At 63.3% G+C, this 13,068-nt stretch carries 12 protein-coding genes and 1 pseudogene; 10 read left to right on the top strand and 3 right to left on the bottom strand.

The genetic code is table 11. The features are described 5' to 3' along the window. The first annotated feature begins 7 nt into the window (after positions 1 to 7). Positions 8 to 1,372, top strand: coding sequence for an FAD/NAD(P)-binding protein (locus tag N181_RS19820; protein WP_037428905.1), 1,365 nt, complete (start codon positions 8 to 10; stop codon positions 1,370 to 1,372). Between the two features lie 37 nt (positions 1,373 to 1,409). On the opposite strand, the gene N181_RS19825 is transcribed toward N181_RS19820, so the two are convergent. The 3 genes from N181_RS19825 to tauA all read right to left on the bottom strand — a co-directional run bounded on the left by N181_RS19825 (position 1,410) and on the right by tauA (position 4,141). Then, entirely contained in the window at positions 1,410 to 2,264 is an 855-nt protein-coding gene (locus tag N181_RS19825; RefSeq protein WP_037434827.1) for an ABC transporter permease subunit, read from the bottom strand. Further along, positions 2,261 to 3,064 (bottom strand): taurine ABC transporter ATP-binding protein, encoded by an 804-nt coding sequence (locus N181_RS19830; RefSeq protein ID WP_037434824.1) that lies wholly within the window; start codon positions 3,062 to 3,064, stop codon positions 2,261 to 2,263. Before N181_RS19830 ends, N181_RS19825 begins: the two co-directional genes overlap by 4 nt. A gap of 66 nt (positions 3,065 to 3,130) precedes the next feature. Further along, positions 3,131 to 4,141 carry a taurine ABC transporter substrate-binding protein gene (tauA, locus tag N181_RS19835; protein WP_037428913.1) on the bottom strand — a complete coding sequence of 337 codons (1,011 nt, stop codon included), beginning with the start codon at positions 4,139 to 4,141 and terminating at the stop codon, positions 3,131 to 3,133. A 216-nt stretch (positions 4,142 to 4,357) separates the two neighbouring features. Between tauA and N181_RS19840 the strand changes: the two are divergent. From N181_RS19840 to N181_RS19880, 9 genes and pseudogenes are all read left to right on the top strand, one after another. Then, positions 4,358 to 5,790 (top strand): annotated as a pseudogene (locus N181_RS19840) (FAD/NAD(P)-binding protein). 288 nt (positions 5,791 to 6,078) lie between these two features. Further along, entirely contained in the window at positions 6,079 to 6,288 is a 210-nt protein-coding gene (locus N181_RS19845; RefSeq protein ID WP_014331580.1) for a cold-shock protein, read from the top strand. Between the two features lie 166 nt (positions 6,289 to 6,454). Further along, entirely contained in the window at positions 6,455 to 6,742 is a 288-nt protein-coding gene (locus tag N181_RS19850; protein WP_037393172.1) for a hypothetical protein, read from the top strand. Positions 6,743 to 6,862: 120 nt separating this feature from the next. Continuing rightward, positions 6,863 to 7,099 carry a 30S ribosomal protein S21 gene (rpsU, locus tag N181_RS19855; RefSeq protein ID WP_014331582.1) on the top strand — a complete coding sequence of 79 codons (237 nt, stop codon included), beginning with the start codon at positions 6,863 to 6,865 and terminating at the stop codon, positions 7,097 to 7,099. A gap of 1,065 nt (positions 7,100 to 8,164) precedes the next feature. Beyond that, a complete protein-coding gene (locus N181_RS19860) occupies positions 8,165 to 8,773 on the top strand; it encodes a hypothetical protein (protein ID WP_037393158.1) in 609 nt (202 codons plus the stop codon). Next, entirely contained in the window at positions 8,766 to 9,185 is a 420-nt protein-coding gene (locus N181_RS19865; protein ID WP_014331585.1) for a phage holin family protein, read from the top strand. Before N181_RS19860 ends, N181_RS19865 begins: the two co-directional genes overlap by 8 nt. Continuing rightward, positions 9,182 to 10,150, top strand: coding sequence for a DUF3618 domain-containing protein (locus tag N181_RS19870; RefSeq protein WP_037428918.1), 969 nt, complete (start codon positions 9,182 to 9,184; stop codon positions 10,148 to 10,150). The genes N181_RS19865 and N181_RS19870 overlap by 4 nt, the downstream gene beginning before the upstream one ends. A gap of 365 nt (positions 10,151 to 10,515) precedes the next feature. Continuing rightward, positions 10,516 to 11,475: a sugar-binding transcriptional regulator gene (locus N181_RS19875; RefSeq protein ID WP_037393170.1), complete on the top strand. Its 960-nt coding sequence runs from the start codon at positions 10,516 to 10,518 to the stop codon at positions 11,473 to 11,475. A 119-nt stretch (positions 11,476 to 11,594) separates the two neighbouring features. After that, entirely contained in the window at positions 11,595 to 13,040 is a 1,446-nt protein-coding gene (locus tag N181_RS19880) for an ABC transporter substrate-binding protein (RefSeq protein ID WP_037428921.1), read from the top strand. Positions 13,041 to 13,068: the final 28 nt, after the last annotated feature.

Genomic DNA, 13,068 nt, shown 5'->3' on the forward strand with positions numbered 1-13,068 from the left:
GGCGCTTTTGCTCTACGATGTCGCTGTCGTCGGTTCGGGATTCTCGGCAATCGCCGTCACGATCCACCTCCTCCGCCTGCTGCCGCGTTCCGCCTCGACAGCGGTGGTCGGCGACGATCCCGGCTTCGGCAGGGGCACCGCCTATCGAACCGAATTCTATGTCCACCGACTGAACGTACCCGCCGGCCGCATGAGCGTCTTTCCGGAGCAACCGGACGATTTCGTCCGATGGCTCGAGGAGCATCAGCGGCAGACGTCAGCCGACGGTTTCGCCACGCGCGGCGACTACGGCCTCTATCTGCGCGACCGGCTCGCTTCTCTGTTGCGCGACGAGGATCGACGGGCCAGCTTCGATTTCATCAAGGCCAAGGCGACGAATTGCATCCAATGCAGCGACACGGGGGTCGTCTTTCATCTCGACAATGGCGCCAGGCTCGGGGCCCGCAACGTGGTCCTCTGCCTCGGGGTCGGCAATGCCGACCTGCCCCTCGAACGCGGGAAAATCGATGCGGGCGCCGAAAAGCGGATTATCCGTAATCCCTGGCGGCTGAGCTGGCTTTCCAAGGTTGGCGGGGGCGACAGGATCTGCATCCTCGGCTCGGGATTGACGATGATCGATCAGGTGCTGGCGCTGAGGGTCCACGGCCATCGCGGTCTGATCCGCGTGCTGTCGCGCCGCGGGCTCTTGCCCCGGCCGCATGCGCCCGCCGGCGAGCGTTCGCCGCCGATCGAACCGGAGCTTGCCCGATCGCGCGACATCAGTGGCTTGCTTGCCGGTTTTCGCCGGCAGGTCGGCGGCGGCGTCGACTGGCGCGGCCTGATGGATGGCCTGCGGCCGATCACGCAGAGGCTTTGGCAGTCACTCACGCAAGATCAGCGCGCCCGGTTCCTGCGCCACGGGCTTGCCTGGTGGAACGTCCATCGCCACCGTATCGCCGCGGAAGTCGCATTGCGCTTCGATGCCTTGCGGAAGGACGGCATCGTCGCCGTACACGCCGGCTTCCTCGAGGCGATCGAGGAGGACGCACGCGGCGTGTCGGTCAGCGATAGGGAGAGGCAAAGCGGCCGGCACCTTTCCTTCAACGCGGACTGGATCGTCAACTGCACCGGCATGGAGCGCGCCGGCGTCGCCCATTCGCCGCTGCTCAAGCAAATGCAGCGGCAAGGCTTGATCACAAAGGACGCGCTCGGTCTCGGCCTTTCCGTCGACGGAGATTCGCGCGTCCTCGGCGGAACGGGCGAACCGCAGCCCGGCCTCTATGCGGTCAGCGCTTTGACAGCCGGCCAGTTCTGGGAGATCACGGCGGTGCCGGACATCCGGGTCCAGGCGCAGACCGTCGCCAGCGCAATCGCCACGACCTTGCTGGAATAGCCCGGTCGTTCGCCGTGCCTTGTTATCTGGCCGGCGCTCAATGTGCCGAAGCCCATGGCGCCAGCCATTTTTCAAGGGCGCGCGCGGCGATCTCGAGCAATATGGCGATCAGGGCGATGACGGCGATGCCGGCGATCACCACATCGGTGACCAGGAACTGGGCCGCCGACTGGATCATGAAGCCGAGGCCGCGCGTGGCGGCGACCAGTTCCGCCGCGACCAGGGCCGACCAGCCGGTGCCGAGGGCGATTCGTGTTCCGGTCAGGATCGATGGCAGGGCGGAGCGCAGGACGACGTGCAGCGTCACCTGGCGCCTGGTGGCGCCGAAGGCACGGGCGGCGTTGATGTGGTCCTTCGACACCGCGCGGACGCCGGCCGCCGTCGAGATGACAATCGACGGCAGCATCGACAGCGCGATGACGGTCACCTTGGAGGCTTCGCCGATGGCGAACCAGATGATGATCAGCGGCAGATAGGCCAGGGGCGGCAACGGCCTCAGGAATTCGACGATCGGGTCGAGAATCCCCCTGCCGATGCGGCTCGTGCCGATCGCAAGCCCGGCGGGGACACCGATCACCACGGCGACGCCAAGCGCGCCAAGCACGCGCCTAAGGCTGGCGAGCACCTGTTGCGCAAGGGTCGAGTCGACGAAGCCGACCGTGAGGAGGTTCCAGAGTGACGTCGCGACGACGGCCGGGGAGGGCAGGAAGACGGGCGAGACGAGCTCGGCCGCGGCGGCGGCCGTCCAGATCATCAAGAGGCTGATCACCGTCAGGAGCGAGATCAGCGAAACCGGCACCTGTCTTCTTCGGACGGGCGGTCGTGTCGGCTCGCGCGTCTCTGCAGTGATATCGTAGCCATAGAAGGCGGTCAGGTCGGTTATCAGTGTCATGCGGCAAGCTCCTCTTCCGGGCTGACGGCTTGGATCAGGCCAGTCAGGCCGTCATGCATGCGTTTGAAAGCCGGCGAGGCGCGCACTTCGACTGCCGGCGCCCCGGCGAGAATGTCGGCGGCAAAGCTGCTCGGGATATCGGCGGCGAGCCTGCCCGGATTGGGAGACAGGACCACGATGCGGGTGGCAAGGAGAAGCGCCTCGTCGATGCTGTGGGTGATCAGAAGGGCACCGGAGCGGCTCTTCCTCCAGACGTCCAGGAGAAAGATCTGCAGCCTGCTGCGCGTCAGGGCATCAAGCGCGCCGAGCGGCTCGTCGAGCAGGAGGAAACGGGGTTCGGCGGCGAGCGCCCGGGCGATGCCGACGCGCTGGCGCATGCCCCCGGAAAGCTCCCAGATTCGGCGCTGCCCGGCCTCGGGAAGGCCGACGAGCTCAAGCAATTCGTCGCCCCGGGCGCGTCGGTCGCGCTCGCCCATGCCTTTGATTTTCAGAGGAAAGGCGACGTTGTCGCGGGCGTCGAGCCACGGATAGAGGGCGTCGTCCTGGAAGACGACCGCGCGTTCCGTACCCGGCCCCTCGATGATCTTGCCGTCGAGCGTCACTTTCCCTTCGCTTGGCTCCTGGAAGCCCGCCGCCAGATTGAGGAGGCTCGTCTTGCCGGATCCCGACCGGCCGATGACGACGACGAACTCGCCGGTCGACACGGAGAGATTGATCCGGTCCAGCACCAGTTGCGCCGCGCAATGGCGGCCGCGCGCCGGATAGATGAGGCTGACCTCGTTGAACGATAATTGGCTCATGGCTCCCTCCTTGAAATTGCGACGACGCAGTCCAGGGGCGGCTGCTTCGTCGGGTTGTGCCATGCCTCAGAAGGAGAGCTTGGCTGCGTCCTTCACCCAACGCGGTGAGACATAGGCGCCGTAGTCCGCCAGCACCGCCGGGATCTTGCCCTGCTCCTTGAGGAAGGCTGCGGTCGCGGCGACTGCCTTTACCGTGCCGCCGCCGAGGAGATCGGTGCCGGCCTGTTCTTCGAGTGTCGGGAAGGTGTAGCCCTTGAGGAGTGCCGCGACCTCGTCCTGCTTGGCGCCGGTCAGCCGGGCGATCTTCTCTGCCTCGGGTGACTTGGCGTCCCAGGCCTCGGGATTGGCGCGATAGGCGGCCGTCGCATCGCCGGTCACCTTGACGAAAGCCGCGACGACGTCCGGATGCGCCTCGGCGAACGTCTTGCTGACGATCCAGGCGTCGAAGGTCGGGCCGCCCCAATTGCCGACCTCGGCCGACGTCGCCAGGACCGTGCCGGTCTTCTTGATTTCGGCGAGCACCGGATCCCAGACATATGCGCCGTCGATATCGCCGCGCGACCAGGCGGCGGCAATCTCCGGCGGGCGCAGGTTGAGGATCTCGACGGATTTCGGATCGACGTTCCAGTGTTTCAGGGCGGTCAGCAGGCTGTAGTGGGCGGTCGAGACGAAGGGTGTGGCAATCTTCTTGCCGGTGAGCTGTTCCGGCTTGTCGATGCCGCGCACCGCGAGAGCCTCGGCCTCGCTGATCAGGCCGACGAGCGCAATGGTTTCGACCGGCAGCTCACGGCTGGCGGCCGCGGCGAGCGGCGAAGAACCGACATAGCCGATGTCTAGGGAGCCTGAGGCGATTGCCGCGACGACATCGGCGCCGCCGTCGAATTTCTGCCAGTTGATCTTGGCACCGGTGGCCTTCTCATAGGTGCCGTCGGCCTGCGGAACGCGCGACGGTTCGACGATCGGTTGATAGCCGATGTTGAGCGTCACGTCCGCCGAGAATGCCGCGGAAGTGGGGAGCGCGAGGGCCATGGCCGCGCCGGCGGCGCGTGCTGCGAAGGTTCTGCGATGGATCGTCATTTTCCTCTCCTGAAGTGTCGTGGGCTATGGACTTCAGTTAAGATTATTTAATCCATCAATTTACTAGAGATAAATGAATCTCATTTTTGGATAGGGCGTGCGACTTCTTTCCTTCGATCGCAGCGCATGCGAGGCTTGGATTGCGCCGGCCGTGCAGCGGACCCCTAGCTTTGTCCAACCCGAGCCTCGAGCGCTGGAGAATTGCGGGAGTGCGCCATGCGTAAATTCGCGCCTGTGCCGGTTGTGGCGATCATTGGAGGCGGCTTCAGCGGCGCCGCCGTCGCGCTGCATCTCACGCGCATTCTCGGCGCGGAGCGACGGGTCCGCATCGTCGTCTTCGAACCGCGCGCAAGGCTTGGTGCCGGCCTTGCCTATGACACAGCCGAGCCGGCCCACCGCATCAATGTCCCCGCCTTCAAGATGACCCTCTATCCGGACGAGCCGGAAGACTTTGCCGAGTATCTAATCCGGGCCGATATCCTCGCCGCCGATCCGGGCGCCTGCAGCGCCGGGGGCACCGCCTATCCACGGCGATCGGTGTTCGGCGACTATGTCGCGGCCGAACTCGCCCCTCGTCTCGCCAGCGGGGCAATCGAACACCGGCACAAACGGGTGCGCAAGGTCACCCGCTCGAAAGGCCGGTGGACGCTTCGTTCGGAGGATGGCGAGGCATTTGTCGCCGACATCGTCGTGCTCGCGGTCACCCATCCGGCTCCGTCGCTGCCAAAGGCGTTGCTGCCGCTTTCGTCCTCTCCGAGAGTGGTCGCCGATTCGACCAGGGCCGACGCGCTGGACGGCATCGCGCAGACGGATCGCGTCCTCATCGTCGGCAATGGTCTGACGGCGGCGGATGTGGTCGCCGCACTTGCGGAAAGAGGCCACCGCGGGCCGATCGTTTCCATATCGCGGCACGGCTTGCGGTCCCGCGGCCATCCGGTCGACGCCCAGGAGCCGTTTGGCGACTTCGTCTCCGTCCCGATCACCCGCGCATCCGAACTGCTTCGCCGCATCCGCCAGACGCTGCGGATCGCCCGGCAACAGGGACTGAGCTGGCACCCCGTTATCATGCGGTGCGGGCACAGGGCCAGCAGATCTGGCAGGCCTTGCCGATCGTCGAGCGGCGTCGGATCGCCCGGTTGGCGCGCGCCTATTGGGACGTGCATCGTTTCCGCATAGCGCCGCAGGTCGAAACCGTGCTGGATCAGGCGGTCGAGAACGGCCGGCTTGAAATTCTTGCCGCGTCGATCGCGTCGGTGGCGATCGATGGCGGAGAGATCAAAGCGGAACTCAGGCAGCGGGGCCGCGACGCGTTGCGCAGCATTGTCGTGGACGCGATCGTCGTGACCACTGGCCCCGCCCATGGCGAGATACTGAAGTCGCAGTCCTTCCTGTCGGGACTCGAAAGAGCGGGCGCGCTCACCCTTTGTCAAACCGGCCTTGGGATCGCCTGCGATCTCCACGCTCGCGCCGTTGACGAGAACGGGCGGGTGGATCCCACCCTCTTCATTGCCGGACCGCTGGCGCGCGGCACTTTCGGCGAATTGATGGGACTGCCCCAGGTGACCGAGCATGCGGTTTTCGTTGCCCGCCAGATCGAGACGCTGCTTTCACGTGGCGAAGCGAACCGGCTGCAGGCCGGCGCCGGCTGAGCGCAAAGGGCGAGGCGCGACGCATTCGCCAGCTGCTCTGTCTCCAGAGGCAATATATTCCAATCAAAACAGCGGCTTGGATGCAACTTCTAGAGTGGCTCGGACCATTTTCGCCATTAAATTTGGTTTTTCCATTGCATATCTCGAAGCGGCGTCTATATATACCCCGTCGAACATTGCTTGTGACCTTTGTCTACGCGCCGAGGCGCTTCGCCAGATTTCCTTTCAAATATCGATCAAATCGGGCGAGTACTCGCTCGTAATCTCTACCGTTGAAAGGAAATCGTTATGAGTTCAGGTACCGTAAAGTGGTTCAACAGCACCAAGGGCTTCGGCTTCATTCAGCCCGATGACGGCTCGACTGACGTGTTCGTCCATATCTCTGCCGTTGAACGAGCCGGATTGCGCTCGCTCGTCGAGGGCCAGAAGGTGACCTACGATATCGTCCGCGACAACAGGTCCGGCAAGAGCTCGGCAGACAATCTGCGGGCTGCATGATTTGTCATTCGCCTCCGCTGACCACGGATGTACTGGCAGGGAGCGCTTGAATGACAGAGCGCAGTTGCGCGTCTGAAGGGATGCGCGGCGCTCAAGAGGAGGTCGGGGTAACGCCCGGCCTTTTTTGCTTGTGCCACCGGAAGGGGCGCAGACGAAGGAGATGGCGATGAGCCGGAATACCTACAGCGTCGGCGATACGGTTGTGCTGAAGGCCGACCTTTTGCGGATGCTGGCCGCCGACAGGTCCTGCCGCATCGTCGGCATCCTGCCCGCCGCCGAACACGGAGAAGCGCAGTATCGCATCCGCTTCGGTACCGAGACCTTTGAACGTCGCATCTTCGAACACGATATCGATGCTGCGGAAACGGCCTTGCCGGCCAGGGCGCACAGTCCGGCGGCAACTGTCGATGGCAAGCCCTGGCTTAAACCGTTGCGCGTCAGGACAGCCAAGTGAAATGACCGCCCTCAGCAGGTGTTCTCTAGTCCCCGCAGAGGTCGCCGCAGTGTTTTGAAATTACCCTCCTTCGGTTTGCCCGAGGGGACATGTCGTAGATCAACACGGAAAGGATATATTTTGCAGGTCCTCGTCAGAGATAATAATGTCGACCAAGCTCTCCGCGTTCTCAAGAAGAAGATGCAACGCGAAGGCGTCTTCCGCGAAATGAAGATGCGCAGCGCCTACGAAAAGCCCTCCGAAAAACGCGCTCGCGAAAAGGCCGAGGCCGTTCGCCGCACGCGCAAGCTTGCCCGCAAGAAACTGCAGCGCGAAGGCCTTCTGCCCTCGCCGAAGAGAGTGGCACGCACGCGCTGATCGCGTCTCATCCGTCGCTTGCGCGTCTGAAGAGACGCGCGGCAACGTCGACGGAAGCCGAGCCGATCCGCAAGTTCCTGATTTTCGAGCTCCTCGATAGAAATCGGGTCGGTAGGGTGTGTCGAAAGCGATCTGCATCTGCCTCTGTGGAACGCGATTCCGAGACAGGACTGGATCAGCGACAAGGGCGCCGCGGCAACCCGTTCCTGGGGGGGCAAGCGACCGGATGGAAGATCGGGCCCTGGGTGCGCGGGCGCGGAAAACCGCCCTACGGCGCCGCGCGCCTTATCAGGCGCCACACTACACGACGTCGGTTGCGGTACGGAGGGCTTCTCGTCTCTCCTTCCTGTGCTCGGCACAGGAATCTAGCCAGCCCAAGTCCTTGGGCTGCAAAGTCTCTTTCGCGCCGCGGACACGGCGCTGCTGGATCCCTGTGACAAGCACAGGGATGAGGGCGAAAGAGCATTAGCCAAGCCCAAATACGCTACTGTCGTGTACTCTGATGAAGCACGCAAAGGTCGCTGTAACACTTTGAATTGCCGCATGTCTTTGTCCTTAAATCGAGGTCGATATAAGGAGACATGCAGTAGAGGCGCCTGCCGGCGGTAACCGTAGCGCGGCAGGTCGCGCACGATCACTGCGTTGTCGTGCGGCCATGCCGCGCCATGGTGACAGCTCATCTTGAAGCGAGCTTCGGGTGACCGGCTGGTCCCCAGCCAGAAAACGGGGCGCCGGACATCAGCGTCATCGCGACCGCTTCGTTCCCCGGAACTGCGAGCCCGGGAAATAAGCGGGCCCACTGCATGTTTCCTTAAATCGTAACCGATTTAACGATCAAAACATGCAGTGGTTCAAACAGCGTCCTTAGTGCGTCTGAAAAGACGCACGGCGCTGTAGGAGCACGGGGACTTCGGCTTATCTTAGCCAACAGATGGCCAGTGCGCGACAGCGGCACTGGGTGGAAGAGGCGCGTGATTGCTCAGCTCGCTCCGCCGCCATGGAACAAGCCCGCAAGTGGCTGGTTTGAATGACATAAACAGTCATTCCGCCATGGGAGGAGCAAACATGAACAATGAGATAGGCGACCGTCGCCCGACCGACCAACCCGGTTGGCCCGCAACGACGCCGGAAGATGCCGGCCGGCAGCCAGACGCGGGAACAAGGGAAGGCGAGAGCGGCATGGATCGTTCCCTGCAGCAGGCCGTCCGTGAGGACCTGAATGAACTCCGGCAATTTGCCGATGAGCGGACGGAAGAAGCCAAGGAAGCTGTCAGCCTCGCCATCGAGGACGAGAAGAATCTGGCGGCACGCCAACTCAGCGGCGTCGCGACCGCCCTTGAGAAAGTCGGCGGCGAGCTCGAACAGTCGGATCAACGGGCGCTCGGCCGATATGCCAAGCAGATGGGCGGTTCACTTCAGGGTTTGGCGCGCGACCTCGAGGGGCGTGATCTCGGCGATATTGCCGGGATGGCGGAAGACTTCGGCCGGAAACAGCCGCTCGCCTTTCTGGGCATGGCGGCGATCGCCGGATTGGCGGCCAGCCGCTTCCTGACGGCCTCGGCTCATCGCCGCAGCAGGCGGCCCGTTTCCCAACCGTCTTCGTCCTCGCCATCGGGAAGCACCCGAACAAGTGAAAGCGGGTGGAATTTTGAGGAGGAACGGCGCAATGGCTAATCATCGGGACGACCGCCCCCTGTCGGAGCTTATGACCGGCCTGGTGGCGGATATATCTGGACTCTTTCGCAAGGAAATCGATCTGGCCAAGGCCGAGGCCTCCGAGAATGTCAACCGGGCGATAGGCAGCCTGGAGACGCTTCTCATCGGCTTGATCTTCGCAATCGGTGCGATCGGCGTGCTGTTGAGTGCGGCCGTCCAGGGCTTGGCCGCCTTTCTCGTCGCACAGGGCATGACCGAGCCGAACTCCGATGCCTTGGCTGCTGTCATCATAGGCGTCGCAATCGCGCTCCTCGCCTGGGCAATGATCGCCCGAAGTCTCTCGGCATTGCGAGGCAGCAGCTTCAAGTTCGACAGAACCGCCAGTTCCCTGCAGCGCGACATCGACGTTGTGAAGGAGAGAGTGCAATGAACGATTATTCCCACACGCACTCGGCCGCCGAACTGCAGCGCGAGATCGAGGCCGACCGCCAGCGGATCGAGGAAAAGCTGCACGCCATCCAGGAGCGTATGTCGCCCGGCCAACTGATGGACGAGGTGCTCGACTATGCCAAGACGAGCGGCGGCGCCGAATATCTGAGCAATCTCGGCGTGGCGCTCAAGGCGAACCCCATCCCCGTTGCGCTGATGGGGGTGAGCCTCGCCTGGCTGCTTGCCAATCCGGGCTCCCGCGCTCCACGGTTCTCGGACAACGCTGCGGAGGAGTATCCGCTCGCGCCTGTGAAAGGTTCCGTGAAACGTATCGGTCCGGTCGAGGAGAGCTTCGGCGAGCGGTACAGTCATTTTGCCGATGAAAGCGATAATCGCTTCAGGGCGATCACGGATGCCGCCGGGCGTCGTGCCGGACACTTCGTTGATAAGAGCGGCAAGGTCTATCGTGGCTTTGCCGACGCGGCCGGCAAGCAGATCGAAGACATACGGGACGAGACCGGGGCCATGTTCGACGAAGCCTCCGGTTGGGCGTCGAGGACGTGGCGCCAGATGAGTGCCTCGGCAAGCCGCATGTCCGACTCCATTGCGGAAACCGGCAGGTCTTTTGCCGGCAGCATGCAGTCCACCGGCCGATCGCTCGAAGATCAGGGTGCGCGTTTGAATGCGCTGATTCTCCAGCATTTCCGCGATCAGCCGTTGGTCGGCGGGGCGCTTGCCTTCGCCGTCGGCGCGGCGATCGGAGCCACACTGCCGCACACCGAGACCGAGGATGAAGCCATGGGCGAAGCGGCGGACGAAATGCGCAGCAACCTCGCCGCGAAGGCAAATGCTGCGGTTGGCGAGGCGATCGGGACGGCACAGGACCTGTTGGACCAGACGGGGAATGTCGCCCTGGAAGCGCACGACGCCGCCAGGGACCGTGTCCGCGAAACGCTTCGGGAATGACGATTTCCGCGCGGCTCGTTAACGATCAGCAATTACCGCGGAAAGCTGATCCATTTCGGCGGGCGACACCGCTTCGGCGTGTCGTCCGTTGGCGACGTTTCGCTCGTCAGTGTAGTACTGCCCGCCCTCCTGTCCGCGATAGTTTGACCCTCTCCGGCGAGAACGTGCGGCGGGCTTCCCCTAAGCCCTGCAATTCTTCTTCTCCAGCGCATTCGCTGTTTCCATCTTCGACGAGCCTTCGTGAAGGGTCCTGCAACCGGCCGACTGTTGACATTTTTTGCAGAACATGAAATTTCTTTCAATGCGCGATAAAAATATCATGCGATGCAAAAAATATCACGCGGCGCAGCAATTGGATGGAGGCGATGGCAATCACCGGCGGAACGGCGGTTCGGGATGATGAAGTAAGCATGGCGACGCGAGCGGCCTGGCTGCACTACGCCGGCGGATTGACGCAGGCGGAAGTCGCCAAGCGTTTGGGCCTGACCTCGCTGAAGGCGCATCGGTTGATCATGAAGGCCAACCAGGAAGGCCTGGTAAAGGTCTATATCGACGGCGACGTCTCCGAATGCGTCGAGCTCGAACAGAAACTTGCCGGGCGCTATGGCCTCGATTATTGCGAGGTGGTTCCGGATTTCGACAGCGACGACCTGCCGCTGAAGGCGCTCGGTATCTCGGGCGCGCAGTTTCTGAGGCGCGAGATCGAGCGCGGCGAGACGGCGCTGATCGGCGTCGGCCACGGGCGGACGCTTGCCGCCTGCGTCGAATACCTGCCGCGCACCGCCAGCAACAACACGCGCTTCGTCTCTCTGCTTGGCGGCCTGACCCGCAAGTTCTCGGCCAATCCGCATGACGTGATCCACCGCCTGGCGGAACGCACCGGTGCCGAAGCCTATGTGATGCCGGTGCCGTTCTTCGCCAACACGGTGGAGGACCGCGACGTGCTCTTCAGCCAGCGCGGCGTTCGCGAGGTCTTCGAACTGGCGAAATCGGCCGATCTCCTGATGGTCGGCATAGGTACGGCCGAGCGCGAGGCATCGCTGGTTGCGACCGGCATGATCGAGATGAGCGAAATCGAGGACATCCAGAAGAGCGGCGCCATGGGTGAACTGCTTGGGCACTTCTTCGACGAGAAGGGCCGGCCGGTCGAGACGGCGCTTTCCAACCGCACCTTCACGCTCGGCCGGGAGGACTTGAAGAATCGCCGCACCGTGGCGGTTGCCGGCGGCAGGATCAAGGCGCGCGCAATCCGCGCCGTGCTGGAAAGCGGGCTGCTGAACGGGCTGATCACCGACGAGCGGACGGCGCAGGTGCTTGCTGCCTGAGGGAAGCATTTTCGAGGGCCGCGGTAGGGGAAGGAAACCACCGCGGCCGGGAGGCATACCGGTCGGGTAGCCGGTCAGCTCAGTGGAGCATTCTTACCCGCAACGGAGGAGAGAACGAGATGTATGAGAAGGAGAAAGACCTCATTGGCGCCTTCCTGCGCGGTGAGGTGGACCGCCGCGGCCTGCTGAAGGGCCTGGGTGCGGCCGGTCTGACGGCCGGAACCGCCGGTACGTTGCTCAACATGATGTCGACTGAGGCGCTCGCCGCCGATTTCGACTGGAAGGCGCATTCCGGCAAGTCTGTGAAGCTGCTCTTGAACAAGCATCCCTATGCAGACGCGATGATCGCCAACCTACAGGCCTTCAAGGACCTGACGGGCATGGAGGTCACCTACGACGTTTTCCCCGAGGACGTCTATTTCGACAAGGTGACGGCGGCGCTCTCATCGAGCTCGACGGAATACGACGCCTTCATGACCGGTGCCTACATGACCTGGACCTACGGTCCGGCCGGCTGGATCACCGATCTCAATGAATGGATCAAGGATGCGTCGAAGACCAACCCGCAATATGGCTGGGACGATTTCCTGCCGGGCGTCAAGGCATCCTGCGCCTGGAATGGCCAGCCGGGCGGGGCGCTCGGTTCGGAAGACGCCAAGCAATGGTGCATTCCGTGGGGCTACGAGCAGAACAACCTCTCCTACAACAAGGAGATGTTCGACAAGGTCGGGGTCGGCGTTCCGAAGAACCTCGATGAACTGCTGACGACCGCCGCGAAGCTCACCAAGGACGTCGGTGGTGGCGTCTACGGCATCGGCGTGCGCGGCTCGCGCTCCTGGGCCACCATCCATCCGGGCTTCCTTTCGGGCTATGCGAACTTCGGCCAGAAGGACCTGAACGTCTCTGCCGAGGGCAAGCTTTCGGCAGCGATGAACACGCCGGAATCGAAAGCCTTCCACGCCAAGTGGGTGCAGATGATCCAGGAGAGCGGCCCGAAGGACTGGTCGACCTATACCTGGTATCAGGTCGGCACTGACCTCGGCGCCGGCGCCTCCGCCATGATCTACGACGCCGACATCCTCGGCTACTTCATGAACGGCGGCGACAACAAGATGGCCGGCAAGCTCGCCTATGCGCCTTTCGCCGCCAATCCGGCCGCGTCCGCACCGACGCCGAACATCTGGATCTGGTCCTTGTCGATGTCCAATTTCTCCAAGGACAAGGATGCGACCTGGTACTTCCTGCAATGGGCGTCGGGACTCGAGCATGCGATCTTCGGTGCGACGAAGATGGATTTCGTCAATCCGGTCCGGGCTTCCGTCTGGAAGGACGAGATCTTCCGCGAGCGGCTGAAGAAGAGCTATCCGGGCTATGTGGAGATGCACGACGTCTCGGCGCCGGGCGCGAAGATCCACTTCACCGCCCAGCCTCTGTTCTTCGACCTCACCACCGAATGGGCGGCGACGCTCCAGAAGATGGTGACCAAGGAAGTGCCGGTCGACGAGGGGCTCGACAAGCTCGCCGAGAGCATCAACCGCCAGCTCGCGGAAGCGGGTCTCGGCTGATTGCCGGCGGTGCCGGCCCGTCATGGCG

This window comes from Sinorhizobium fredii USDA 205 (assembly GCF_001461695.1).
Lineage (GTDB): Bacteria > Pseudomonadota > Alphaproteobacteria > Rhizobiales > Rhizobiaceae > Sinorhizobium > Sinorhizobium fredii.

What these genes read in the sequence shown, in the direction of transcription:
- N181_RS19825 (WP_037434827.1), bottom strand. Translation starts at nt 2,264, where the DNA reads ATGACACTGATAACCGACCTGACCGCCTTCTATGGCTACGATATCACT.
- N181_RS19830 (WP_037434824.1), bottom strand. Translation starts at nt 3,064, where the DNA reads ATGAGCCAATTATCGTTCAACGAGGTCAGCCTCATCTATCCGGCGCGC.
- tauA (WP_037428913.1), bottom strand. Translation starts at nt 4,141, where the DNA reads ATGACGATCCATCGCAGAACCTTCGCAGCACGCGCCGCCGGCGCGGCC.
- N181_RS19845 (WP_014331580.1), top strand. Translation starts at nt 6,079, where the DNA reads ATGAGTTCAGGTACCGTAAAGTGGTTCAACAGCACCAAGGGCTTCGGC.
- N181_RS19850 (WP_037393172.1), top strand. Translation starts at nt 6,455, where the DNA reads ATGAGCCGGAATACCTACAGCGTCGGCGATACGGTTGTGCTGAAGGCC.
- N181_RS19860 (WP_037393158.1), top strand. Translation starts at nt 8,165, where the DNA reads ATGAACAATGAGATAGGCGACCGTCGCCCGACCGACCAACCCGGTTGG.
- N181_RS19865 (WP_014331585.1), top strand. Translation starts at nt 8,766, where the DNA reads ATGGCTAATCATCGGGACGACCGCCCCCTGTCGGAGCTTATGACCGGC.
- N181_RS19870 (WP_037428918.1), top strand. Translation starts at nt 9,182, where the DNA reads ATGAACGATTATTCCCACACGCACTCGGCCGCCGAACTGCAGCGCGAG.
- N181_RS19875 (WP_037393170.1), top strand. Translation starts at nt 10,516, where the DNA reads ATGGCAATCACCGGCGGAACGGCGGTTCGGGATGATGAAGTAAGCATG.
- N181_RS19880 (WP_037428921.1), top strand. Translation starts at nt 11,595, where the DNA reads ATGTATGAGAAGGAGAAAGACCTCATTGGCGCCTTCCTGCGCGGTGAG.